The sequence below is a fragment of the Arthrobacter sp. B3I4 genome (genome assembly GCF_030816855.1).
GTDB lineage: Bacteria > Actinomycetota > Actinomycetes > Actinomycetales > Micrococcaceae > Arthrobacter.
On sequence record NZ_JAUSYK010000001.1, the window covers coordinates 2,884,839 to 2,910,378 of the forward strand.

Sequence of the window (25,540 nt, forward strand, 5' to 3'; positions counted from 1 at the left end):
GCGCGGGCGTTCGCGGCTAGCTGCGCATCGCACGCCGCGCCGTGTCCGTGCGCTGGGCGGCGTTGGCGATCCGGACATCGGCGGCCAGGATCACCGCACCTTCGGGTCCTGCCAGCACCGGGTTGAATTCGACCAGGGCGATCTCCGGGTGGTTGTCCTTGAGCCGGGTGAGCCGGGCCGCCAGGTCCTCGAGGGCTGCGGCGTCGACGGCGGGCAGGCCCTGGTAGCCGAAGAGTTTGCGCGAGGCCCGGGGAGCCCGGATGAAGTCATGGACGTCGGAGCCGGAGAGCGGCGGGACCCGGTGGGCCCAGTCATCGAGCAGGTTCACGGCGTCCCCGGCGAGCCCGAAGGACACCACCGGCCCCAGCAGCGGGTCCTCGATGGCCCGGAAGGTGCAGGCCTGGCCCACCGGGGCCATCGACTGCACTTCGAGCGACGGCGATCCATAGCGCTGCAGGGACTTGCGCATCTGTGTGATATTGCGCCGCAGCGAGTCGGCGTCCTGGATGTCCAGGCGCACCCCGCCCAGGTCCAGCCGGTGTCGCAGTGCGGGGTCGGTGGTCTTCAGGGCGACCGGCCAGCCGAACCGGTCGGCGGCCGCGACGGCTTCCTCGTCGCTGCGGAAGCCTGCGGAGGGCAGCACCCGGATGCCGTAGCGGCCCAGCAGCTTCGCCGCCGCCTCGGGGTCCAGCCGGACCAGCTGTTCGCCGCCCACCGGCCGGAGCAGCTCCTCGAGGTCCTCATGCGCAGCTTCTGGGTCGCAGCCTTCGGGTTCCACGAAGAGGCCCTGGTCCCGGACCACCCACTGGGCGTAGCGGACCACGGCGGCGAGGGCCGCGACGGCGGCACCGGGGTTGGAGTAGCAGGGCACCGCGGCGGCGTGCCCGGCGTCGTCGGCCGCAGCCCCAACCATGCCCTCGACGTAGACCGACGGATCCAGGATGCCGGTGAACGCGGCCACCACCGGTTTCCCGGTGGCCGCGGAGCATTCGGCCAGCACAGCGCCGATCTTCTCGACGGTCAGCCCGCGGGCCGGCAGCAGGGACACGACGACGGCGTGCACCGACTCAAGGGTCAGCGTCTCCTGCAGGCTGCGCCGCAGCGCCGGCAGGGCCCGGGACATGCCGGCGTCCAGGTCGACGTCGGTGACGATGCGCTCGACGCCGAGCCCGGCGGCGGCCGCGCTGTCCGCTACCACCTTGCCCAGCGCCCGGGAGTTGCTGAAGACAGCCACGCCGGGCCCCTGCGGCAGCGGCTGGCTGGCGACGATCTGGGCGACGTCCATCAGCTCTTCGATGGTCTCCACCCGGATCACCCCGGCCTGGCGCATCATGGCGTCCAGCGCCTCGGCCGGCGCCTGCGTGGTGCGCACCGCATGGCCCGGCGGCAGGTCAAGGCCCATGGCGTTCGTTTTGGCCACGATGACCGGCTTAGTGCGGGCCAGCCGCCGGGCCAGCCGGGAGAATTTGCGCGGGTTGCCGATCGATTCCAGGTACAGCCCGACGGCGGTGGTGTCGGCGTCGTCCTCCCAGAACTGCATCATGTCGTTGCCGGAGACGTCCGCGCGGTTGCCGGCTGAAAGGAACGTTGAGATGCCGACCCGGCGGCGGCTCGAGGCGGCGTACAGGGAGACGCCGATCGCCGCGGACTGGCTGAAGAGGCCCAGTCCCCCGCGGCGGGCCAGCGACGGCGCCATCGAGGCGTTGAGGGACACGGCCGGATTGGTGTTGACGATCCCAAGCGAGGCCGGGCCGATCACGCGCATGCCGTTGGCGCGGGCCTGGCGGACCAGGTCCCGTTGCCGGGCGAGGCCGCGTTCGCCGTCGTCCGCGTACCCGGCGGTCGCCACCACGATCCCCTTGACTCCGGCTTCGCCGCATTCCCGGACCACACCGGGGACCTCGTCGTACGGGACGGCGATGATGGCGAGTTTAACCGGCCCGGGCACGTCGGAGAGTTTGGCGAAAGACAGCATGCCGGCCAGTTCCAGGGCTTCGGGGTTGATGGCGTAGACCGGGCCGGTGAAGCCGCCCTCAATGATGTGTTCCAGCAGCTGGTAGCCCACGGTGCCCCATTTGCGGCTGGCCCCGATCACGGCCACGGAGGACGGCGCGAGCAGTTCCTGGATGCTGCGGGCCTCGGCGCGGTGTTCGCGGGATTCCATCACCGCCCGGGACTTGTCCGTGGGGTCGATATTGAACTCCAGGCTCACGACGCCGTCGTCGAAGTGCCGTTTGACGTCGTACCCGGCGTCGGAGAAGACCATCAGCATCTTGCGGTTCTCCGGGAGCACTTCGGCGCTGAACTTGCGGATGCCGTTCTCACGGGCGGCGGCGCCGAGGTGTTCGAGCAGGATGGAGCCGATGCCGCGGCCCTGATGGGCGTCGGCGATGTTGAAGGCGACCTCGGCTTCTTCCGGGTCATCGAGCCGGTCGTAGCGACCGATGCCGATGATGTCGCCGCCGATGGTGATGACGAGGGCCACCCGGTCCTTGTAATCGACCTCGGTGAAGCGCTTGAGTTCCTTGGCGGAGAGCTTGGACTTAAACGCGAAGAAGCGCATGTAGATGGACTTCTGCGACTGCCCGACATGGAAGGCCTGCACGGCGTCCGAGTCGGAGGGGTGGATGGGCCGCAGGTGCGCAGTACCGCCGTCGCGCAGCACGACATCGGCTTCCCAATGTTCCGGATATACGCCGTCCGCGGGCTGATCCACCATAGGGTTAGCCTAGCCATAAACTGGAGCGGGCCGCCGTAAGTGCCACCGTTATTGCCGCCGTTACTGCGCAGCCCGCTTTGCCCAGCATTTCCCCGTATCCCCCAGAAGGACGCACCAGCCCCATGGCACGCCGCCAAACAACGCCCCCGGCAGGGGGAGCCAGCCCGGACTCCGCAGGAGCCTACGTCGAGAACATCGTCGACATCGACGTCACGTCCGAGATGGAAGGCTCGTTCCTGGAGTATGCCTACTCGGTCATCTACTCCCGCGCGCTCCCCGACGCCCGCGACGGGCTCAAGCCGGTGCAGCGGCGCATCCTGTACATGATGAGCGAGATGGGCCTGCGCCCGGACCGCGGGCACGTCAAGAGCGCCCGTGTGGTGGGCGAAGTGATGGGCAAGCTGCACCCGCACGGGGACACCGCGATCTACGACGCGATGGTCCGGATGGCGCAGGACTTCTCGCTGCGGCTGCCCCTGATTGACGGCCACGGCAACTTCGGCTCGCTCGACGACGGCCCGGCCGCGCCGCGGTACACGGAGGCGCGGCTGGCGGCCGCGGCGCTGACCCTGACGGACCACCTCGACGAGGACGTCGTCGACTTCGTCCCCAACTACGACAACCAGCTGACCCAGCCGGACGTGCTGCCGGCCGCCTTCCCGAACCTTTTGGTCAACGGCGCCACCGGCATCGCCGTCGGCATGGCCACGAACATGGCCCCGCACAACCTGGGCGAGGTGATCGCCGCAGCCCGGCACCTGATTGAGCACCCGGACGCCACGCTCGAGGACATCATGAAGTTCGTCCCCGGCCCGGATCTGCCCACCGGCGGCCGGATTGTGGGACTGGACGGCATCCGCGACGCCTACGCCACCGGGCGCGGCTCGTTCAAAACCCGGGCCAAGGTCGACGTCGAACAACTCTCCGCGCGCCGCACCGGTCTGGTGGTCACCGAGCTGCCGTACATGGTGGGCCCGGAAAAGGTGATCGAGAAGATCAAGGACGCGGTCAACGGCAAGAAGCTGACCGGCATTAGCGACATCGTGGACCTGACCGACCGCAAGCACGGCCTGCGGCTGGTCATTGAACTGAAGAACGGTTTCAACCCCAACGCGGTGCTCCAGCAGCTCTACCGCTTCACGCCGATGGAGGATTCCTTCGGCATCAACAACGTCACGCTCGTGGACGGCCAGCCGCAGACGCTCGGCCTGCTCGAACTGCTCTCGGTGTACGTCAACCACCGCGTCAACGTGGTCCGCCGCCGCACCGCCTTCCGCTTGGGCAAGAAGAAGGACCGCCTGCACCTGGTCGAGGGCATGCTCATCGCGATCGTGGACATCGACGAGGTCATCCAGATCATCCGCTCCTCGGATGAGTCGGCTGCGGCCCGCACCCGGCTGATGTCGATCTACGACCTGACCGAAATCCAGGCCAACTACATTCTGGAACTGCGGCTCCGGCAGCTGACGAAGTACTCCCGGATTGAACTGGAGAAGGAACAGGATGAACTCCGCAGGGAGATCGCCGAACTCCAGGCCATCCTGGACTCCCCCGAGCTGCTGCGCGGCCTGGTCTCCGACGAACTCGGCGAACTCGCGGACAAGTACGGCACTCCGCGCCGGACGGTGCTGCTGGAATCAGAGGCCGTCTCCCCCACCGTCGCCGCCGCCCTCGCCGCTCCCGTGAAGGGCAAAGCCGCCCCGCTGGCCCTGGAGATTCCGGACGACCCCTGCTGGGCCATCCTGACGGCGTCCGGGCAGATCGCCCGCACGGCCAACCAGGACAGCCTCGCCGAGTCCGGGCCGCGGGCCAAACACGATGTGTTCCGCTCGGTGGTGAAGACTTCCGCCCGGGGTGAGATCGCGGCTATTACCTCCCAGGGCCGGATGCTGCGGTTGCAGGTGGTGGACATGCCCATGCTTCCGCCCACGTCCGGAACCCCCAACATGGCCGGCGGCGTGCCGGCGAAGGACTTCATCACCCTGCTCAAGAACGAGTCGCTGGTGGCGTTCGCCCCGTTGGATACGGTCCTTGCCATCGGTACCGCGCAGGGCGTGGTGAAGCGCGTCCAGCCCGACTACCCGCTGAACCGCGAGGATTGGGAAGTGATCGCGCTCAAGGACAAGGACACGGTGGTCGGCGTCGAGGCCGCCGGCGACGACGTCGAGCTGGTCTTCGTGACACGCCAGGCCCAGCTGCTGCGTTTCAGCGCCTCTGCGGTCCGGCCGCAGGGCCGCACCGCGGGAGGCATGGCGGGAATCAAACTGGCCGCCGGCGATGCGGTGCTGCACTTCGGCACGGCGCGGGCAGACGACGACGCCGCCGTGGTGGTCACCATCGCCGGCACCGAAGGCGCCCTCCCGGGCACGGCCCCCGGGACAGCGAAGGTGACCGCACTTGCGGAGTACCCGGCCAAGGGACGAGGCACGGGCGGCGTGCGGGCACACCGCTTCCTCAAGGGCGAGGACACCCTGCTGCTGGCCTGGGCCGGCCACGGCCCGGCGAAAGCATCCTCGCTGGCCGGAGTGGCCCGTTCGCTGCCCGGTGAGCACGGCCGCCGCGACGGTTCCGGCGTCCCGCTCTCCCAGGCTGTCGACGCCATCGGGCCGAGCATGGCCTGGTCTGCCGAACCCGCGCCGGAGGCGTTCGTCCTTTAGGCGCAGGAGGGTGCTACGCCCGGCCGTTTGCCACAGGCAGCCGGCAGGCGGCTGCCTTTCCGGCCATCTGCGGCAAGCGGTGGGCAGCAGCTGGCTTGGCACCACGCAACTACAAGGCTCGCGGGCGGTGAGACCACCGTGGAACCTGGGTTTTCGACTTGGAGGTGAGGTGCCACTGCCGGCATGGGCTGCAGAAATATGCTCCGGTTGGTGACGTTCGCCCCCTCGCCGAAGCGTTCCTTTGGATGGCACGCAGGGCCAGCTCCGCCGACAGGAGTGTTCGATAGGGGATTTTCGAGCAAACGGACATTCGCGTAGGTCCTGAATTGCGGCGAACTCGGCACGCTCTTAGTCGTGCCCCGCTCGAGGGTAACGCACCTCTATCGATGCTCGGCCCGCGACTGGAACTCAAGGCTGACATCCCTGACATTCCACTTGCCGAAACCATAACCGGCACTGAATCGGACCGCAAGGAATCGCTCCGGGCGTAAAGTGCCAGGCCCGACCATTCGCCAGAGACGGCCGCTATGACGGATGCCTTTCCGGCCATCTGTGGCAATCGGTCAACCATGCCCGGCGCCGGGTTACATCCCCGAGTTGATGTTCAGGATGTTGCCCTCGCTGTCCAGGAACCAGGCGGCCGAGCCTCCGTCCGGCAGGGTGGCGATGCCGTTTTCGGTCTTCAGGCCCGGGAAGTCGTACTCCTCGAACACGACGCCGGCTGCCCGGAGTTCCTCGACGGCGGCGCGCACGTCCGGGACCATCCAGCCCAATTGGGTGTTCTTGGCAGATCCGGCGTTGGGTGTCTGGTACACCATGAACTGGCTGCCGGAGCCGCAGGTGTACCGCACGTTGTCCTCGTCACCGATGTTGTCCGGTTCCAGTCCGAGCTTGTCGCGGTAGAAATCACGGGCGCGGGCGATGTCGGCGGCCGGCAAAACAGCGCCGACCGGCTGGTCTTTGAGCATGGTCATGTCCCTTTCCAGGCCCTTCCCCCGCCATGCATCCTACTCCTCGGCCTAGACTGCTGACATGCCTATCGTTCCCGATCAAAAGGACTGGACCTGGGTGCTGTCGCGGCCGTGCCCGGAGTGCGGTTTTGACGCCTCCTCCAGTACCCCCGCGACGACGCCGGGCCAGCTGGCCAACCTGCTCCCCCGCTGGCGCGCGGTGCTGCGCCGCCCGGACGCTGTGATCCGGCCGGACGAGGACGCCTGGTCGGCGCTGGAGTACGCCTGCCACGTCCGGGATGTGTTCAGCTTGTTCGACCACCGCTTGAACCTCATGCTCAGCGAGGACGGCGCCCGGTTTGCTGACTGGGACCAGGACCGGACCGCCATCGAGCAGGACTACGCCGGGGCCGACCCTGCCGAGGTCAGCGCCGCCCTGGCGGCCGAAGGCGAACAGGCGGCCGAGTCCTTTGGCCGCGTCCCGGAGCAGGACTGGGGGCGTACCGGGGTGCGGAGCAATGGCTCGCAGTTCACCGTGCTGACCCTCGCACAATACTTCCTGCACGACGTCGTGCATCACCTCCACGACGTGGACGGCTGACGGTCCCAGCCTCGAAAGGTGCTGGTGCCCCGGGCGTTCCCCGCACGAACGGCAGCGCGGGGGGCCTAGAGTTCCTTGTCCCAGGCCATGCTGCGATTGACCGTCACGTACCCCAGCTTGGTGTAGAGCGCCAGGGCTCCCGTCGGGTTCTCCGAGTCGACGTCGAGCGAAGCCTTGTCCATTCCGGCGGCGGCGAAGCGGCGCATGGCGTCGGCGAGCAGTGCCTGGGCTATCCCCCGGCCGCGGAACTCCCGGCGCACTCCGAGCAGGTCCGTGTAGCCTTCTTTGAAACCGCGGTCCGCGGCGCTTTCGGCGTCGTGGCTGGCGAGCTGGTAGCCGGCGACCCGGCCGCCAGCCTTTTCGATGACTACCGCGCTCAGGTCCGGCCGGGCCAGCGGATCGTTGACCACAAAACCCCATGCCTCCTCATCGCGGGGCTCGCTGCCCCAGTGGTTCCGGAAGGCCTCGTTGTGCGCCAGCCGCACAGCCTCGTGCAGGCCCGGCTCAAAGCACACGAGTTCCAGCCCGTCGTCGAGCACGGGCTCCGGGAAGGCGTGGCTTAGCGGCCGGTGCATCTCGTTGTAGTAGCGGACAATCCGGTAGCCGCGTCCCCGGAAGAGTGCTGCTTGGTGGGTGTGCTGTTCTTCCATGTAGAGGCGCAGCCTCGGCGCGGCCAGGCCGTCTTCGGCAAACCGCTGCCGGGTGCGTGCCTCCAGCCAGCCCAGCAGCCCGGTCCCGATCCCGCTGCCCTGCCAGGCGGGATCCACGCAGCCGAAGCCGATAGCTTTGTCCCCGGTCGGGTTTTTCGTGATCCTGCTGTAGGCCCGCGGGATGCCTTCACCATCGAAGCCGAGGATGCTGTTCCCCGCGACGGGGTTGTTCCGGGACTCCAGCAGCTGGGCCAGGTCCTCGCGGCGCTCAAACCAGACCGGTCGTTCCACCGCGGCTGTGCGGGCGATCAGGGCAGCCCACCCGTCCAGCTCGGCCGGTCCGGCAGGCCGCCAGGTCAAGCGGGGGTCAAGGTGGTCCGACGGCTCGAGCGAGTCCGGGCGTCCGTTCATGGCAACAGGCTAGTGCGGCCCCTACGCCCGCGCCAGCACCGGCGCCCGCCGGAAGGCGGCGGCGGCGTCGAGATCCAGCCGCGCATCCTCCGGGGCGACGTCGTCCGGGTTGTGCGTCACCAGCACCACCGTGCGCCCGGACAAGCCGCGTCGCAGTTCGGCCAGCATGGTCCGGCCGGCTTCGGCGTCCAGGTGGGCGGTGGGTTCATCCAGCAGGATCACATCCGCGCCGGTCAGCAGCGTGCGCGCCACCGCCAGGCGCTGCCGCTCCCCGCCGCTGAGGAAGGCACCGCCCGGTCCGATAGGGGTGCCCAGGCCGCATTCCAGCCGCTCCAGCAGCGGGTCGAGTCCGACGGCGGCCAGCGCGGCTGCCAGCTCGCGGTCGCGTGCGGCCGCGCCGGCCGCGTCCGCCGGGGGCTTCCCTTCGGGCAGTCCGAGCAGAAGGTTTCCGCGGATGGTGGAGTCGAACAGGTGCGCTTCCTGGGGGCACCAGGCGGCGCGGCCGGTGAGGAAGAGCTGGCCGTCCGCCGGCGGCAGGAAGCCCAGCAGCACGGCCAGCAGCGTCGATTTGCCTGACCCGGAGGCGCCGGTCACGGCCAGCCAGCGGCCCGGTTCCGCACGGGCGGACAGTCCGGTGAAGACCGCTGGCCCGCCCGGCCACGCAGCGGCCAGCCCGCGGAGTTCGAGGCCGGGCAGTCCGCCCGGCCGCGCGGCCACCGGCGCCGGGCCGGCGGCGGCTTCCGGGGGTTCCTGCCCCGCGAGCACGCCCGAGGCGCCGATCCGGCGCAGTACCAAACGCAGCGCCGGGTACTGCCGGACCGCCGTCGTGATGGCCGCGTACGGTTCGACGAGGGCCAGTTGCAGCAGCACGACGACGGCGACGGTCGCCGGTTCCGCCGCCCCGGTGAGGGCCAGTGGCCCGGCGAGGACGGCGCTGGCCAGGGCAGCGGTTCCGCAGGCCAGCACGGTGAGGCCCTGGCCGAGGCCCTCGGCCAGGGCCGAACGCTGTGATGCCGCCGTCGCGGCGCGGTCGGCGAGGCGGATGCCGGCCAGGACCGGCGAAGCGACGCCGTTGGCGTGCAGTTCGGCACGGGCGTCCAAGGCAGCCGCGACCCGGCGCAGCACGCCGGAGCGCAATTGCTGTTCGGCGCCGGCGGACATCCGGTCCGCGAACAGCGCCAGCGCCGGCGCGACGGCGAGGCTGACGAGGGCGGCGGCGATGACGGCCGGCAGGGCCACCGGGAGCAACAGCCCGACCCCGGCGACGGCGGCAACACCGACGGCAACGGCAGTCACCGGCGGCAGGACAACGCGCGGGAGCAGGTCGCGGACCGTGTCGACGTCGTCCACCACAGCACCGAGCACATTGCCGCCTTGCAGAAGCCGCCGCAGCGACAGTGCCCGCCGGCTCAGGGACTCCCACAGCCGGCCGCGGAGCCGGGTCAGGGCGGTGAAGACGGCGTCGTGCAGGAGCAGGCGTTCGGTGTAGCGCAGGGCGGCGCGGCCGACGCCGAAGAAGCGCACCCCCACGATCGCGGTGAGCAGGTACAGGATGGGCGGCTGCTCGCTGGCGCGGATGATGAGCCAGCCGGAGAGCCCGGACAGCGCGACGGCGAACAGCGCGGCCAGCACCCCGACCGCTCCGGCAGCGGCGAACTTGCCGGACACCGGGGCGAGCAGGCGGTACACGTGGGCCGCGGCGCTCCCGGCGGGGACGGCAGGGACGGCGGCGTGGTCCCCCGCGGCAGCGGCGTCCCCCGCAGCGGCGTGGTCCCCCCCGACAGGGGTCTCCGGCGGCTGGCCGTCGCCGGCTGCCTCAGCGGCTGCCTCAGTGGCAACGGTCCCGGCCGGAACGGCGGGCGCTGAGAGCTGCTGCTGCGGGACCGTTCCGCGGGCGGCGGCGGTGGAGCCGGATCGAACAGTGCCCGAGGGCTCGCCGACGCTCACCAGCTGGTCCGCAAGCTCGCGGGTTTGCCGGTCGTGCGCGACCAGCAGCACGGTGACCCTGCCGCGCAGGCCCACAATGGTGCGGCTGACCGCGTCGGCGGAGGCGCGGTCCAGGTGGGCGGTGGGCTCGTCGAGCAGCAGCACGGTGGCGCCGGCCGCGACCCGGGCCAGCCCGCGCGCTACCGCCACCCGGCGCAGCTCCCCCGGACTGAGCTCGGCGGGGTGCTTGGCGGCGAGGTGTTCGGCGGCGCAGGCAGCCAGGCAGCGCCGGGCCGTGGCAACGTCGTCGCGGGCAACGTCGTCGCGGGCAGCGGCGTCGCGGGCTGCGGCGTCCCCGGACCGGGCCGGGTTGGCGCCAAGGTACAGCAGGACTTCTGCCAGCACGGTGGGTTCGACCATCACCGGGTGTTGCGGCACCCAGGCCAGGTCCGCCGTCGTGAACCCTTCCAGCGTTCCGCTGATGTCGGTGCCGGCGCCGGCGCCGATAGTGCCGGCGAGCACGCCCAGCACAGTGCTCTTGCCGGCACCACTGTGGCCGTCCAGCGCGGTGATGCTGCCGGGCGCGGCGGTGAAGCTCAGCGGCCCGACGGCGGCGTCCGCGCGTCCGGCATAGCGGACGGTGAGCCCGCGCACGGTCACTGCGGGCGGCCCGGCAGCAGGCCCGGAACCAGTCGAAGCGGAAGCAGCAGAAGCAGCCGGCCCGGAACCGGCCCGCCCGCCCGCGCGGACGCCTGCCACCGGAACCAGCGGGACTGCCTGCTCGGCGTTGAGAACCTCGGTGCTGTCGGCGAGCGCGGCACGGCCTTCATCACTGGCGTGGTGCGCGGTCCCGAGCTCGCGCAGCGGCAGGTAGCAGTCCGGGGCAAGGATCAGCGCCAGCAGTCCCGCTTCCAGTGCCATGTCGCCGTTAACCAGCCGGACGCCAATGAAGACGGCCACCACCGCCACCGAGATCGTGGCGATAAGTTCCAGCGCCAGGGCCGAGAGGAACGCGGTGCGCAGCGTTCCCATGGTCTTGGCCCGGTACTCCTCGGAGATGTCTTCCAGGGCTTTGCGCTGGGCAGTGGCACGGCCCAACCCGACCAGCACGGGCAGGCCCTTGGCGAGCTCCAGCATGTGGCCGGAGAGCCGGGACAGCGCAGCCTGGGCGTCCCGGACCCGGTCCTCGGTGTAGCGGCCAATCAGGACCATGAAGACCGGCACGAGCGGGACGGTCAGGACGATCACCACGGCGCTGATCCAGTCCGCGAACAGGATCCGCGCCCCGAGCAGCAGCGGAACGGCGGCGCAGTTCACCAGGGCCGGCAGGAACTGGGTGTAGTAGTTGTCCAGGGCGTCCAGACCGCGGGTAGCCAGCACGGCGAGTCCGCCGTCGGCCGGCCCTGCGGTGCGGTTGCCGGTGCGCAGGGCGGCGTCGAGCAGCTCCGAGCGCAGCTCTTCCTTCACGCCGAGCGCGGCGCGGCGGGAGGCCACCGCCTGCGCCCACACGGTGAGCGAGCGCAGCACCACCCCGGCCAGCCCCCAACCGAGCTGATCCGCCCAGGCCGGGTTGTGCGCCATCAGGCCGGCGAGCACGGCCGCGACCGCCTGCGCCATGAGGACCAGGGACAGCGCTTTCAGGGCGGCCAGCAGCCCCAGCAGGTAGAGCGCGGAGCGGGTCGCCGTACCGGTGGGGAATTGCCCGGCGGGGAACTGCGGTTTCATCAGGTCCTAGTCTTTCGGCGCCAGTGCCCTGGCAGCAATGGCGGGCAGGAAGCTGTGCGCTTCGGGAATGTGCGCGTCGCTCACCCGGCGCCGGAAGACCCAGTAGGTCCACGCCTGGTACGCCAGCACCAGCGGCAGTCCGATGCAAGCCACCACGGTCATCAGGCCCAGGGTGTAGTCCGAGGAGGAGGCGTTGGCGACCGTCAGGCTGAAGTCCGGGTTAAGGGTCGAGGGCAGGACCACCGGGAAGGCGGCACCGAAGATCGACGCGCTGCCCAGCAGCAGGAAGACACCCAGCGACAAAAACGCCCGTCCTTCCGCTCCGCCGCGGGCGAAGTTCCAGGCCAGGACGGCCGCCACGACGGCAGCGAGCACCGCCGCTATGGTCCAGGCCTTGCCGCTGTGCAGCTGCAGCACGACCGCCCAGCCGGCGATGGGCAGGAGCAGCACCGGCAGCAGGCGCACGAACCACTGCCGTGCCCGGTGCCGGACTTCGCCGTCGGTCTTCAACGCCAGGAACGCCAGCGCGTGCAGCAGGGAGAAGCCGACGACGGCGAGGCCGCCCAGCACGGCGTAGGCGCTGAACCAGGCGAAGGGGCCGCCCTCGCGGTCGCCGTTGGCGTTGAGCGGCAACCCGGTGGTGGTCAGCGCCAGGGCGGCGCCGACGCCGAACGCGGCCACCAGGGAGCCCAGCACGATGGCCCAGTCCCAGCGGGCGCGCCACTGCGGGGTGTCGACCTTGCCGCGGTACTCGAACGCCACGGCCCGGAAGATCAAGGCCACCAGGACCAGCAGCAGCGGCAGGTAGAGCGCGGAGAACAGCGAGGCGTACCAGAGCGGGAAGGCAGCGAACGTGGCGCCGCCGGCGGTGAGCAGCCACACCTCGTTGCCGTCCCAGACTGGGCCGATCGTGTTCAGCAGCACCCGGCGTTCGGTGTTGTTCCGGGCGAAGCCCTTCATGAGCATGCCGACGCCAAGGTCGAAGCCCTCGAGGAAGAGGTAGCCCGTCCAGAGCACGGCGATGGCAATAAACCAGATAGTGGGAAGCAGTTCCATGCTGAGTATCCTCTGTCGCTAGTTCGGGTGCCGTTAGTAGGCGAAGGCCAGGACGTCGTCGGCTGCGGACTTGCCGGTGCTTCCGCCCGGCGGGGTCTGGTCCTCGTTCTCGTCCGCCGCGGCGTGCACGAGTTCGGGCATCGCAGAGACCACGCCGCCGCGGACGTACTTCACCAGCAGCTTCACCTCCACTACCAGCAGCACGGCGTAGACGGCGGTGAGCACGACCAGGGAGGTCAGCAGTTCGCCGGCTGAGACGCCCGGGGAGACAGCCGCGGCGGTGAACATGAAGACCTGATCGATGCCGCTGGGGTCCGGGTTGGGGGCCACGACGAAGGGCTGCCGGCCCATTTCGGTGAAGATCCAGCCGGCGGCGTTGGCACCGAACGGTGCCAGGATGCCGACGACGGCGAGGCGCATCAGCCCGCGGGAGGCCGGGACGGTGCCCTTGCGGGTGAGCCAGAGGGCCACTGCGGCGGCCAGGGCCGCGACCCCGCCGAAGCCGATCATCATCCGGAAGCCCCAGTAGGTGACTTCCATGACCGGGACGTACTGGATTTCCTTGCCGGCGCGGTCGCCGTAGATGGGGTTGTCCGGCAGGTGTGTCCCGTAGTCGGCCTTGTACTGCTCCAGCAGGCTGTTGACGCCTTTCACTTCGGTCGTGAAGTCCCCCTTGGCCAGGAAGGAGAGGATACCGGGGACTTCGATGACGGCGACGACGTCGTCGCAGTTCTTGGAGCCGACGTTGCCGACACTGAGGATGGAGAAGCCGGTGCCGTCGTGGCAGGCGGCTTCGGCGGCGGCCATCTTCATCGGCTGCTGGACGAACATCAGCTTGCCCTGGAGGTCTCCGGTGACGGCGGTCCCGGCGAAGGAGATCATCGCGACGACGGCGCCGATCCGCAGCGAGCGGATCCAGACGCTGTGGTCCGCGCGGTCGCGGCCGGGGATGTCGGAGTCGCCGGGAACCACCTTGCCGTCGGCGTCGATGGTGTCGATCCCGTCGTGGCGCCGGCGCCACAGGTGGTACCAGGCGATGCCGAGGAGGAAGGCACCGGCGACGGCGAGGGCGCCGAACAGGGTGTGCGGCACAGCGACGAGGGCGGTGTTGTTGGTAAAGACCGCCCAGGCGTCGGTCATCACCGGCCGTCCGTCGATCATCTCGACGCCCACAGGGTGCTGCATCCAGCTGTTGGCCACAATGATGAAGTAGGCGGAGAAGACCGAACCGATTACCGCGATCCAGAGGCAGGCCAGGTGGATGCCGCGCTTGAGTTGTTTCCAGCCGAAGATCCACAGGCCCAGGAAGGTGGACTCCACGAAGAACGCCAGCAGCGCCTCCATGGCCAGCGGTGCGCCGAAGACATCCCCGACGAAGCGGCTGTACTCGCTCCAGGCCATGCCGAACTGGAATTCCTGCACGATGCCGGTGGCCACGCCCATGATGAAGTTGATCAGGAAGAGCTTGCCCCAGAACTTCGTCATCCGGAGGTATTCAGGCCTGCCGGTGCGGTACCAGAGCGTCTGGATCACCGCGACCACCAGTCCAAGGCCGATTGTCAGCGGCACCATCATGAAGTGGTAGACGGTGGTGATGCCGAATTGCCAGCGTGCAATTTCCAAGGCGTCCAAGGCAGTCCCTTTGGCTAGGTTCCCAAGAGTTTTCTACGTTGCGTAGAACTTCTACTTCTACAGAGTGTAGAACATTGGCTTGGCCTGGCGCACCTCCGCAGCCCCGTCGTGCCCGCCGCTGCGCCGGCCATTACGACGGCGCGCGCCGGCCCAGGCGACACGCCGCGGGCGGCCCGTTCTACCGCATGTAGAAAGTAGCCGCAAAACGCGGTAAATTTAGAGCTGAAGTATCCACCTCTCCCGGGGGCACACGCAATGCCCGGGGGTTCTCAAGAAGGACGTACGGAATGGCGAGTCTCGGCGAACTGGAACGGGCAGTGATGGACCTGCTCTGGGCAGGCCAGGAGGCCGCCACGGCCAACACGCTGCGGGACCTGCTGGCGCAGAGCACGCGGGTACCCGGCGGCACGGAGGGCCACGACGGCAAGGACCTTGCGGTCACCACCGTGCTGACAGTGCTTTCCCGGCTCGAACGCAAGGGCCTCGTGGAGCGCGAACGCGGCACCCGACCGCACCGCTACCAGGCCGTCTCCAGCCGCGCCGACCACACCGCCGAACTGATGCACGAAGTGCTGGGCTCCGCCCCAGACCGCGAGGCCGTCCTAGCGAGGTTCATCGGATCGGTCTCCGCCACCGAAGCGGAAACGCTGCGCAAGCTGCTGGAGCACAGCTAACACCGGATGTTCTGGACCTCATATCTTCTGGCGGTCCTGGCGATCGTACTGGCCTGGCCGGTGCCTATCCTGCTTTCCCGCGCCCAGTGGCCGGCCCGCTCCCCGTCCACCGCGATGCTGCTCTGGCAGGCGATCGCCCTCGCCGGCGGGCTGTCGATGATCGGCGCCATGCTGGTCTACGGCCTCGAGCCGATCGGCGACAACCTGCTGGCCGGCCTCCGGTCGCTGGCCGGCATGGTGTTGCGGAACGAACCCACCACGGCGCTGGGCTTCTGGCACATCTTCGCGCTCTCGGCGGCGGCACTGCTGAGTGCCCACCTGGTCTTTACCCTGCTGCTCACGTACTACCGGATCCAGCGCCAGCGCCGGCGGCACCGGGAGTTGCTGGCCCTGCTTGCCTCCCCCTCGCCCGACGGCCCCAGGACCATGGTGATCAGCCATGACTCCCCGGTGGCCTACTGCCTGCCCGGCGGCGCCCGGTCGGTGACGGTCCTTTCGGACGGGCTGATGGCGGCCCTGGAGCCGGACGAACTGCGGGCGGTGCTCAGTCACGAGAACGCACACCTGAGCCAGCGCCACCACCTGCTGCTCTGGGCGTTCGCAGCGTGGCGGCAGGCCCTGCCGTGGCTGCCGACCACCCGCCTGGCGCAGGAAGCAGTCAACTCGCTGATCGAGATGCTGGCCGACGACGTGGCGCTCAAGACCGAAAGCAAGGCCACGCTGATCAAGGCGATCGCGATTGTGGCCAACGGCTCCCCAGGTGCCCCCGGCGCACCGGCGGCCCGGATGGCTTTCGGCACCGCGGAGCCGGACGCCAACCAGCCCGGAGCCACCGGCGGTGCCGGAGCGCTGGTGACGACGGCCTCGCGGGTCAGCCGTCTGCTGTCCCCGCGACCGCCGCTGCCGGAGGCGTTGCGCTACGCCGTGCTGGCTGCTTGCCTGCTGCTGCTGGCAGTGCCGACGGCACTCTTGATCGTCCCCGGCCTGCTCGGCTGAGCCGGCCGCGCCGGCGGCGGACGCTACCGCACAACCGGCGGCGGTGGCTGCCGCAAAACGGGCGGCGGAGGCTACCGCAAAACCGGCGGCTCAGGCGTCGATCCGCTCCCGGTCCAGGCTCGCGGCGCCGGCAATGATGAAGTCCTTACGCGGCGCGACGTCGGAGCCCATCAGCAGGTCGAAGGTCTCCTCGGCCTGCTTGGCGTTGTCGATTCCGACTTTCCGGAGGGTACGGTGCCGCGGGTCCATCGTGGTTTCTGCGAGCTGCTCCGCGTCCATTTCGCCCAGCCCCTTGTAGCGCTGGATCGGCTCCTTATACCGTTTGCCCTCTTTCTCCAGGCGCGCCAGCAGCTGATGCAGTTCGGCCTCCGAGTAGGTGTAAATCATCTCGTTGGCCTTCTGGCCGGCGTTGATCACTTCCACCCGGTGCAGCGGCGGGACGGCGGCGAAGACGCGGCCCTCATCGATCATGGGCCGCATATAGCGGAAGAACAGCGTCAACAGCAGGGTCCGGATGTGGGCGCCGTCGACGTCGGCGTCGGTCATCAGGATCACCTTGCCGTACCGGGCTGCGTCGATGTCGAAGCTGCGGCCGGAGCCGGCTCCGACCACCTGAATCAGCGCGGCGCACTCGGCGTTGGAGAGCATGTCGCCCACCGAGGCCTTCTGCACGTTCAGGATCTTCCCGCGGATGGGCAGCAATGCCTGGAAGTCGGAGGAGCGCGCCAGCTTGGCGGTGCCGAGGGCCGAGTCGCCTTCCACGATGAACAGTTCGGAGCGGGCGACGTCGTCGGTACGGCAGTCCGCCAGCTTCGTGGGCATCGAAGAGGTCTCGAGGGCGTTTTTGCGGCGCTGGGTCTCTTTGTGGACGCGGGCCGAGATGCGGGACTTCATCTCGCTGACGACTTTTTCCAGCAGCAGCGCCGACTGCGCCTTGTCGTTCCGGTTGGAGGACGTGAGCTTGGCGTTGATTTCCTGCTCGACCACCTTGGCCACGATGGCGCGTACGGCGGAAGTACCCAGGATCTCCTTGGTCTGGCCTTCGAACTGGGGCTCGGCGAGACGGACCGTCAGCACCGCCGTCAGGCCGGCGAAGATGTCGTCCTTTTCGATCTTGTCGTTTCCGGCCTTCAGCTTGCGGGCGTTGGCTTCCACGGCCTTGCGGAAGGTCTTGACGAGGGCCTGCTCGAAACCGGACTGGTGCGTTCCGCCCTTGGGCGTGGAGATGATGTTGACGAAGCTGCGCACCGTGCTGTCGTACCCGATGCCCCAGCGCAGGGCCACATCCACCTCGCAGTCGCGCTCCACTTCGGCCAGCTGGCTGTGGCCCCGCTCGTCCAGGACCGGAACGGTCTCCTTGAACTTGCCGGCACCGTGCAGGCGCCAGACGTCAGTGACCGCCGGATCCGCGGCAAGGAATTCGACGAACTCGGAGATGCCGCCGTCGTGGTGGAAGACCTCCTCGTGCGGACCGAATTCGCCCGGAGTGCCGGCTACCTTGCGCTCGTCGCGCACCGTGAGCTTCAGGCCCGGGACCAGGAAGGACGTCTGGCGGGCACGCGAGGCGAGTTCGTCGTAGGAGAATTTAGCGTCCGGGGTGAAGATCTGACGGTCGGCCCAATAGCGGATCCGGGTGCCGGTGACACCGCGCTTGGCCTTGCCCACGACGTCGAGAACGGAGCCGTCGACGAAGGGTTCAAACACTGCTGAGGGGTCCGGCCTGGTGCCGGGGTCTTTGAACCGGCCCGGTTCGCCCCGGCGGAAGGACATCTTGTAGGTCTTGCTGCCGCGGTCCACCTCGACGTCGAGCCGCGAGGACAGGGCGTTGACGACTGACGCGCCCACGCCGTGAAGGCCGCCGGATGCGGTGTAGGAACCGCCGCCGAACTTGCCGCCGGCGTGCAGCTTGGTAAAGACCACTTCGACGCCGGTGAGCCCGGTCTTGGGTTCGACGTCGATCGGGATGCCGCGGCCGTCGTCGTGAATTTCCACGGAGTTGTCCGCGTGCAGGATGACCTTGATGTCGTGGCCGAAGCCAGCCAGCGCCTCGTCAACCGAGTTATCGATGATCTCCCACAGGCAGTGCATTAGCCCGCGGGAGTCGGTCGAGCCGATGTACATGCCCGGCCGCTTGCGGACGGCCTCCAGGCCCTCCAGCACGGAAAGATGCCGGGCGGTGTAATCAGAACTTGGTGCCACGGGTTGGAAACTCCTTCAGGGGTGAAACGCCACAAATCGCGCTCTTCCCAGCCTAGTCCGCCTACGGCCGCTCTCCGGGTAGCCACTCCCCCGCACCGGCAATTGGGTGCGGGACCCGGAGCGGCCGTTACGGGGCCGTGATACGCGGACAGCGAAAGTGTCCCATCCTTGCCATGGAACTGCGGCGAATGCTGGTTATATAGATGTATCGATCTACCAAGGAGGCCCACCATGACAACAGCAGTTGCGGACCGTACACTCACCACCGCTGACCGGTGCGACCGTTGCGGAGCTCAGGCGTACGTCCGGGTTGTTCTCGGGGCTTCCGGCGGTGAACTGCTTTTCTGCGGACACCACGCACGCGCCGTAGAAACGAACCTTCGCCCGCTGAGTTCCGACTGGCACGACGAGACAGGCCGTCTCCACGAGAAGGAACCGGTTTCGGTCGACTAGACCCCTACTTAAGAAGGGCCCCTCCGCGAATGAAGTGGTTCCCGAAAGTTGGACTCTCAATATACGAGATCTCTCGATAGGGGCCAATGACCGGCTCTTCCCAGAAGTCCCCGTCCCACATGGGACGGGGACTTCTGCGTGTTGAACCACCTCCCATGCCAGGGGGTGCGAGATTTGCACCTGGTTCAGCCCGTTCATTGACCTTCATGCCGGGTTCGTGGATCGTTTGGTCTTATGAGCCGGGGGATGCGAATCGCTTTGTCATTGATGGTTTCCGTCGTGGTGCTGGCAGGAATTTTTGCCGGCATACGGGTATGGAACGTCCATCAACAGACATCGGACTGGGTCTGGTCGCCCAAGGAGGTTCCTTCCAAGGTGCAGTTTGCCGACCGCGAATATAATTGCGGTCCCCACCCGCAACCCACTCAACACGATGTGTCCGCCCTATCCTCACGGGGCAGGACAGCCGGAGGGGGCGAGATATTTGCTCAGGAGCCTTCTGCTGAAGCCCGGGTGTTTATCGTCGTGCAGACAGGTAAGGGCGCGTTCGGCTGTGGCCTTCTGGGAGGGCCATAGTCCAGCTGTGCTGACTGACTGGGACTTACGCCGCAAGCATTCGCACGCGGTACTCTACGGGGCTCAATCCCTTGAGTCTGGTGGAAATTCTTCGGTGTTGTACCAGCGCATGTACTCGCGCAGCGCAGTTTCAAGCGCTTCGATGCTGAGGAACCGGACACGGTGGAAGAGCTCTTCCTTCAGGTGTCCAAAGAAGCTCTCCATGACCGCGTTGTCGTAGCAGTTGGCTTTGCGGGACATAGATTGGACCGCGCCGGCGTCTGCCAAGAGTGTGCGCCAAGAATTGTGCTGATACTGGAACCCTTGGTCGGAATGCACGAGGGGTGTCTGCCCGTTCTCCAGCGTGGCCAAGGCACCGCGCAGCGAGGCATTGGCCAGCTCCAGGTTCGGCGACGTATGCATAAAACTGCTCCCCGAAAGTCAGAACTGTTTTCTCAGTCCAACTTTCGGGGAGCAGTTCAGAAGCAGGGGCCCAATAACAGCAACAGTTCAAACACAGCAACGCGGGGTCACTTCCGCCCATTGATCCGAAGATGATGGGCGGCAAGCGGCCCCGCGCTGCTTGCGGCGGATTTAGTCCAGGTAGTCGCGCAGCACCTGGGAACGGGACGGGTGGCGCAGCTTGGACATGGTCTTCGATTCGATCTGCCGGATCCGCTCACGCGTAACGCCGTAGACCTTTCCGATTTCGTCTAAAGTCTTCGGCTGCCCGTCGGTGAGGCCGAAGCGCATGGCGACGACGCCGGCCTCGCGCTCGGAGAGCGTGTCCAGTACTGAGTGCAGCTGTTCTTGCAGCAGCGTGAAGCTCACCGCGTCAGCCGGAACGACTGCCTCGGAGTCCTCGATCAGGTCGCCGAACTCGGAGTCGCCGTCCTCGCCCAGCGGCGTGTGCAGCGAGATCGGTTCGCGGCCGTACTTCTGGACCTCGACGACCTTTTCCGGAGTCATGTCCAGCTCAAGAGCCAGCTCCTCCGGCGTGGGTTCGCGGCCAAGGTCCTGGAGCATCTGGCGCTGGACGCGGGCCAGTTTGTTGATGACTTCGACCATGTGCACCGGGATGCGGATGGTGCGGGCCTGGTCGGCCATGGCACGGGTGATGGCCTGCCGGATCCACCAGGTGGCGTAGGTGGAGAACTTGAAGCCCTTGGTGTAGTCGAACTTCTCGACCGCACGGATCAGGCCCAGGTTGCCTTCCTGGATGAGGTCCAGGAAGAGCATGCCGCGGCCGGTGTAGCGCTTGGCCAGTGACACCACGAGGCGGAGGTTGGCCTCCAGCAGGTGGTTCTTGGCACGCTTGCCGTCGTGGATGACGAACTCAAGCTCGCGCTTGAGCTTGGGGTCCATGGAGCCGTCATCCGCCGCGATCTTCTCCTCGGCGAACAGTCCGGCCTCGATCCGCAGGGCGAGGTCAACTTCCTGCTCGGCATTCAGCAGGGCGACCTTGCCGATCTGCTTCAGGTAATCCTTGACCGGGTCGGCAGTGGCGCCGGCGGACATGACCTGCTGGACAGGGGCGTCGTCGTCGTCGGCGTCCGAGTAGACAAAACCGGAGCCGGTGGTGGCGGCAGCAGCCTTGCCGGCTCCTTCTTCGCCATCCTCGCCGAGGTCGGCGGCGTCGGGCGCCACCTCGTCGAGGTCTTCATCAGCTTCGGCCTCGGAGTCGGCGTCCTGGGACTTGCTGGCGGCTTCGGCCGCGGCTTTGGCGCCGGGCTTGGGCCCGCGCTTCTTGGGCTCGGGCTTGGCAACCGCCGAACCGGCATCCTCGCCGGCGGCAGCAGCGGCATCTTTTACAGCCTTGTTGGCCGCACGCGTGGCGGCACGCTTGGCGTTGGCCGCAGCCTTCTTGTCCTCGGGGGACAGTACGGCCTGGTCGGCGGGTTCCTTCTTCGCGGAAGACGGGGTCACAGAAAACCTTTCTAGCGGCGGTCTGTGGAATCACCATACGGGCAACACCACTATGACCCTGTCAAGTCCGTGTTTTCCATCAGGCGCAATCACGACCAGCAGAGCCACTAAGTAGAACTGCCGGGGCGACCGTAATGTTCCCTGTTTCCAAGGTTCCCTACACGCACTCGATACACGGACCCAACCGGGTCTCGCCAACCATTGTCTCACGATTTTCCCGGCCGGGCCCTCCCTGCCGGGACCGGGACGCTATAAGTCCGCCCCGGCAGCCGGGGCTCAGGCCGCGTCCGGATCGAACTTTTGCCATGCCGAGTCCCTGCGGCCCGCCCAGCCGCAGAGCGTACCGCGCCGGACCAGTTCGCCCAGCAGTTCCGCAAGCCGGTAGCCGGGTTGTTCTTCGGCGGCCGCGGTGAACAGCGCGTCGGCATACGACCCGCGGCCGCGGCACCATTCGATCCAGCCTCGGGCCGTCAGGCCGGCTGCCCTCGCTTCGCCGCCTCCGCAGTCGTTGAGCCGCAGCAGGATCCGATCGAGGCCGGCCAGCAGGGCCCAGTCCGGCGCCGGCGGCTCCAGTCCCAGGAGGACATCGCCGTAACCGGGAGCCGCTGCGGTGTCAGCTGCAGCACCGTCGGCTGTTCCGGTGTCTACTGCGGAGTCAGCTGCAGTATTTGCTGCGGTGCGGGCGTCCGCTTCGCTGTCTGCTGCAGCCAGCCGGCCCGACCGCTCGGCGGGCACCGGCACCGTCGGGGCCGCTGGAACCGGAGCCGGTGCGGGAACAAGGGGCAAACCGTCAAGCTCGGGCAACGGGGCGGCGTGCCCCCCGCCGTCGAACATCCCGAACTCCTCGGCGCCTGCAAGTGCGGCCCGGCGTCCCGCGGCGGCCATCACGAGGACCCCGTCGCGCCAGGCGGCCACGCACAGCGTGGCCCGCAGGTATCCGCTTAGACCGTCAGCCAGCGCACCGGCACCCGGCGAAGGAAAGCCCGGTGCATCCGGCCCCGGTGGGTCAGGCTCCGTGGCACCGGCACCTGCGCGTGGCGCATCAGAACCCGGCGCAGCGGCGTGGAGCACACGCTCCCACACGTCCAGCACGTCGTCGAATTGTGCCCGGACGCGCCACCGGCCGGCGAACTCCCGCGCCCACCGTGCTTCAGCCTCGAGGGCCGCGGGCCGGCACTGATCCTTTAGCCCGCGGGGTGCAGGAGTTCCGGGGGCCGCACCGACGCTGCTGCCGCGGTAGACGAGCTCGGCGTTAAGCCGGCTGTTGGTGATTTCTTCGACCGGACGGCCGGGCAGCGGGCAGCAGGAGGGGTCCACGCAGTGGGCGTTGCGCCAGTACCGTTCACCAACTATCCATGCGTCCCGCACCGGCAGCCCGGCTTCGTCGAGGGTGAGCTCGAGTTTGGCCAGCAGTCTGTCCACCGCGGGCGGGTCCGGCACGCGAACGGCTGGGTGAGCGGATGCCGGACCGCCCTCCGGCCCGTGTCCGCGGCCACCGCCCCGGGGCGGCTTGCCGAAGATGGCGAGCAGGCTGCCGTCCGCGGCGTCGTCTGCTTTGAGGTAGCCGCGGACGGTCCGCGCGAAGGCGGCCAGTGCCTGGCCCCGGCAGCGGGACGGGGCGGGAAGGTCAACGCGCAGCGTGGCGCCCAGCCGGTTGCCCTGCACCGTCATGGCCACCAGGCTGTTGGCGGGCCAGTAGCCGAGCGAATGCGGAATGAATCCAAGGATGTCTTCAGGACCGGTGATTCTCAGATGATCGGGAGTTGTCATACGATCAGCGTCGCCCGGCCCGGCAGCCGCGGTCAGCCCCGAAGAGTCGTTATGTGGATAACCCTCAGCGGTTGCGGCGGCGTTCGCTGATGTCCATGCGCTGACGGGCCAGCGCCTGCAGCAGCGGCGGCACCACCACACCCTGCGCGGCCATTTGCCGGCGCACCTTCCGCCTGGCCATCAGCATGGCCGCGGCGCCCACCGCGAGGACCAGAAATTGCACGCTCAACGCAACCCGGAAGGCCCCGAGGCTGTACAGCCCCTCCGGCGAGGCGCCGGCCAGATGCAGTGCGTCCAGCACCAGCCCGATCAGGAAGATGGACAACAGCGCTGCGATGAAGCCGCCCACGTTGACGATCCCGGTGGCGGTCCCGATCCGGTGCGCCGGGTTGAATGTCCGGGCGAAGTCGAAGCCGATCATCGAGCCGGGCCCGCCGATGGCCAGAACCACCACCAGGGCGGCAAGCAGCCACAGCGGCGACCGTGCCGGCTGCAGCAGCACCGCGGCCCAGGCTGCCGCCGTCGCACCCGAAATCAGCAGCACCATGGTCGAGCGGCGCAGCGGGTGCCGGGCCACGAAGCTGCCCATCAAGGGGCCTGCGGCGATCGCTGCAGCCACGTAGAGGGCCATTAGGGCGGACACTGTTCCGGCGTCGAGCCCCTGGGCGGAGATCAGGAACGGATAGCCCCAGGTCATGGCGAAGACGGTGCCGCTGAACTGCACCGTGAAGTGGCTCCAAAGCCCCAGCCGGGTGCCGGGCTGCCGCCAGGCGCGGGACAGCGAGGCGCCCGTGGCGCGCAGCCCCTGGGCTGGTTTCGGCGCGGCGTGGCTTGGCGGGAGGTCCTGCAGCAGCACCACAACCAGGACGACGGCGAGCCCCGACATGCCGGCCAGGGTCAGGAAGGCGGGGGTCCAGCCGGCAGCGTGCAGGATCATGGCGAACGGCACCACGCTGAACAGCTGGCCGAGTTGGCCGGACATGCCCGTCAGTTGGGTCAGCAGCGGCACGCGGCCGGGCGCGAACCACAGCGGGATTAGGCGGATCACGGAAATGAACGTCATGGCGTCACCGGCGCCCACAAGCACCCGGCCCAGGACGCCACCGGGGATACTGTCAGCGAAGGCCAGCTGGAGCTGCCCGAGGCCCATCAGCAGGGCGCCGCCGGCAATCATGGCGCGGGAGCCGAAGCGGTCCACCAGCACCCCGACCGGGATTTGCAGGGCCGCGTAGACCAGCAGTTGGAGCACGGTGAAGAAGGAGATTTCGGCGGCGCTGGCATGGAAGCGGGCTGTGGCTTCCAGCCCGACCACGCCGAAGGACGTGCGCTGGCTGACGGCTACCAGATACGCAAAGACCCCGACGATCCAGATCAGCCAGGCGCGGGGGGAGGTCACTCCCCCATTATGCCTGCGCGATCATAAAGAGTATTTATTCGCCGGGTTCGTTACGGGCGAGGTAGGCCTCCACTGCGGCCCCCAGGGTATCGGCATTGGGCAGCTGGTCGTTCTCATCCGCCAGCAGGGACCGACGCACGGTCCCCTCGGCCTTTTCGTCGTACCTTGTCTCAAGCCGGGCCACGACCTGCTGGACTTCCTCGGACGCCGCGATCTGCTCGGCGATCTGCCGGCTCACTTCCCGGCCGGCCTCGCGGAGGCGGTCCGTGGGCAGCATCAGGGAGGTCGCCGCGCCCAGGTATTCGAGGCCCGCGACGGCGGCGGTCGGGTATTCGGCTTCGGCCAGATAATGCGGCACGTGGATGACGTACCCGGTGATGTTGCGGCCGGCCTCGGCGAGGCGGAGTTCCAGGACGTGGCCGACGGCGGCCGGCACCTCGACGGTGGGCTTCCAGACGGAGATTCCTTCGATCAGTTCCGGCCGGTTGCCGTGGACGGTGACTCCGACCGGGCGGGTGTGCGGTACCGGCATCGGAATGGAATGAATCCAGGCGGCCAGATTGACGTCGAGCTCTTCCACGAGACCGACCACGGCCCGCGCGAACCGCTCCCATTGCAGGTCCGGTTCGAAGCCCGCCAGCAGCAGGAACGGCTTCCCGAGCCCGTCCAGCAGCCGGTACAGCGAGAGCCGCGGGGCCTGGTAGTCCTGCAGGTGGTCCTCGACGAAGCTCACCTGCGGCCGCCGGGAGCGGTAGTCCATCAGCTGGTCTGCGTCGAATTCGACGACCAGGTCGGCGTCGAGGGTGTCGAGCAGTTCCGCGGTGATCTGTTTGACCACGTGGCCGGCATCGGCGAATCCGGTGAAGCCCATGACCAGGTTCAGCCCGCGCAGCTCGGGGCTGCGGAACAGCGCGTCGTTACGGACGTAAAGCGTTTCGGGATCCAGCAGCGAGCCGGAAATCCGTTCCATCACGGCATTTCCTTTCGTGGTGACCGACGGAGCGGGGCCGCAGCGTCCGACCGGCGGACGGACTGCGCGCGGGCCTGCAGGCCTGTCGTTATCCACTACAACGCACCGCCTCCCGGGGTAATTCCGGGCTTAACTGTGGGCCAGCTCTCATTAATTTCAGTTCCGGCGCCGAGGAGAGACTACGATCAGAACTGGCCTGATAGCTGGCCGTGCAGACACCCGGTGCGTACTACTGCCGACGGTGCGCAGGTACCCGTGGCAGGGCGCCGAACAT

17 protein-coding genes are annotated in these 25,540 nt (G+C 68.3%); 5 read left to right on the plus strand and 12 right to left on the minus strand.

What is annotated here, in order from left to right:
• Window positions 1-16: 16 nt before the first annotated feature.
• Window positions 17-2,719 (minus strand): GNAT family N-acetyltransferase, encoded by a 2,703-nt coding sequence (locus QFZ61_RS13725; protein WP_307036920.1) that lies wholly within the window; start codon window positions 2,717-2,719, stop codon window positions 17-19.
• A gap of 122 nt (window positions 2,720-2,841) precedes the next feature.
• Between QFZ61_RS13725 and QFZ61_RS13730 the strand changes: the two genes are divergently transcribed.
• Window positions 2,842-5,376: a DNA topoisomerase (ATP-hydrolyzing) subunit A gene (locus QFZ61_RS13730; RefSeq protein ID WP_307036923.1), complete on the plus strand. Its 2,535-nt coding sequence runs from the start codon at window positions 2,842-2,844 to the stop codon at window positions 5,374-5,376.
• A 584-nt stretch (window positions 5,377-5,960) separates the two neighbouring features.
• On the opposite strand, the gene QFZ61_RS13735 is transcribed toward QFZ61_RS13730, so the two are convergent.
• Window positions 5,961-6,344: a VOC family protein gene (locus QFZ61_RS13735; RefSeq protein WP_307038211.1), complete on the minus strand. Its 384-nt coding sequence runs from the start codon at window positions 6,342-6,344 to the stop codon at window positions 5,961-5,963.
• 64 nt (window positions 6,345-6,408) lie between these two features.
• Between QFZ61_RS13735 and QFZ61_RS13740 the strand changes: the two genes are divergently transcribed.
• Window positions 6,409-6,927 (plus strand): DinB family protein, encoded by a 519-nt coding sequence (locus QFZ61_RS13740; protein ID WP_307036925.1) that lies wholly within the window; start codon window positions 6,409-6,411, stop codon window positions 6,925-6,927.
• A gap of 65 nt (window positions 6,928-6,992) precedes the next feature.
• Here the strand turns inward: QFZ61_RS13740 and QFZ61_RS13745 are convergent, their stop codons facing one another.
• Genes QFZ61_RS13745 through QFZ61_RS13760 form a run of 4 tightly spaced genes read right to left on the minus strand, consistent with a single transcriptional unit; the run spans window position 6,993 to window position 14,327 of the window.
• Window positions 6,993-7,988 carry a GNAT family N-acetyltransferase gene (locus QFZ61_RS13745; protein ID WP_307036929.1) on the minus strand — a complete coding sequence of 332 codons (996 nt, stop codon included), beginning with the start codon at window positions 7,986-7,988 and terminating at the stop codon, window positions 6,993-6,995.
• A 21-nt stretch (window positions 7,989-8,009) separates the two neighbouring features.
• On the minus strand, window positions 8,010-11,639 hold the full coding sequence (cydD, locus tag QFZ61_RS13750) for a thiol reductant ABC exporter subunit CydD (RefSeq protein WP_307036931.1): 3,630 nt from the start codon (window positions 11,637-11,639) through the stop codon (window positions 8,010-8,012).
• Between the two features lie 6 nt (window positions 11,640-11,645).
• Window positions 11,646-12,695: a cytochrome d ubiquinol oxidase subunit II gene (cydB, locus tag QFZ61_RS13755; RefSeq protein WP_307036933.1), complete on the minus strand. Its 1,050-nt coding sequence runs from the start codon at window positions 12,693-12,695 to the stop codon at window positions 11,646-11,648.
• Window positions 12,696-12,728: 33 nt separating this feature from the next.
• Complete coding sequence (locus tag QFZ61_RS13760; RefSeq protein ID WP_307036935.1) at window positions 12,729-14,327, minus strand: cytochrome ubiquinol oxidase subunit I; 1,599 nt, start codon at window positions 14,325-14,327, stop codon at window positions 12,729-12,731.
• A gap of 287 nt (window positions 14,328-14,614) precedes the next feature.
• Between QFZ61_RS13760 and QFZ61_RS13765 the strand changes: the two genes are divergently transcribed.
• Both QFZ61_RS13765 and QFZ61_RS13770 read left to right on the plus strand, forming a co-directional pair.
• A complete protein-coding gene (locus tag QFZ61_RS13765) occupies window positions 14,615-15,001 on the plus strand; it encodes a BlaI/MecI/CopY family transcriptional regulator (protein WP_307036936.1) in 387 nt (128 codons plus the stop codon).
• 6 nt (window positions 15,002-15,007) lie between these two features.
• The gene (locus QFZ61_RS13770; RefSeq protein WP_307036938.1) at window positions 15,008-15,997 is read left to right on the plus strand and encodes a M56 family metallopeptidase; all 990 of its coding nucleotides are present in this window, start codon (window positions 15,008-15,010) and stop codon (window positions 15,995-15,997) included.
• 90 nt (window positions 15,998-16,087) lie between these two features.
• On the opposite strand, the gene QFZ61_RS13775 is transcribed toward QFZ61_RS13770, so the two are convergent.
• Entirely contained in the window at window positions 16,088-18,196 is a 2,109-nt protein-coding gene (locus QFZ61_RS13775) for a type IIA DNA topoisomerase subunit B (RefSeq protein WP_307036941.1), read from the minus strand.
• Window positions 18,197-18,427: 231 nt separating this feature from the next.
• On the opposite strand from QFZ61_RS13775, the gene QFZ61_RS13780 reads away from it, so the two are divergent.
• The gene (locus tag QFZ61_RS13780; RefSeq protein WP_307036943.1) at window positions 18,428-18,649 is read left to right on the plus strand and encodes a hypothetical protein; all 222 of its coding nucleotides are present in this window, start codon (window positions 18,428-18,430) and stop codon (window positions 18,647-18,649) included.
• A gap of 639 nt (window positions 18,650-19,288) precedes the next feature.
• Here the strand turns inward: QFZ61_RS13780 and QFZ61_RS13785 are convergent.
• From QFZ61_RS13785 to QFZ61_RS13805, 5 genes are all read right to left on the minus strand, one after another.
• A complete protein-coding gene (locus QFZ61_RS13785) occupies window positions 19,289-19,627 on the minus strand; it encodes an IS3 family transposase (protein WP_307036945.1) in 339 nt (112 codons plus the stop codon).
• A gap of 171 nt (window positions 19,628-19,798) precedes the next feature.
• Window positions 19,799-21,130 (minus strand): RNA polymerase sigma factor, encoded by a 1,332-nt coding sequence (locus tag QFZ61_RS13790; RefSeq protein WP_307036947.1) that lies wholly within the window; start codon window positions 21,128-21,130, stop codon window positions 19,799-19,801.
• Window positions 21,131-21,406: 276 nt separating this feature from the next.
• Complete coding sequence (locus QFZ61_RS13795) at window positions 21,407-22,900, minus strand: DUF4192 family protein (RefSeq protein WP_307036949.1); 1,494 nt, start codon at window positions 22,898-22,900, stop codon at window positions 21,407-21,409.
• Between the two features lie 64 nt (window positions 22,901-22,964).
• A complete protein-coding gene (locus tag QFZ61_RS13800; protein WP_307036950.1) occupies window positions 22,965-24,296 on the minus strand; it encodes a nitrate/nitrite transporter in 1,332 nt (443 codons plus the stop codon).
• Window positions 24,297-24,330: 34 nt separating this feature from the next.
• Window positions 24,331-25,269: a proteasome assembly chaperone family protein gene (locus QFZ61_RS13805; protein ID WP_307036951.1), complete on the minus strand. Its 939-nt coding sequence runs from the start codon at window positions 25,267-25,269 to the stop codon at window positions 24,331-24,333.
• Between the last annotated feature and the right edge of the window lie 271 nt (window positions 25,270-25,540).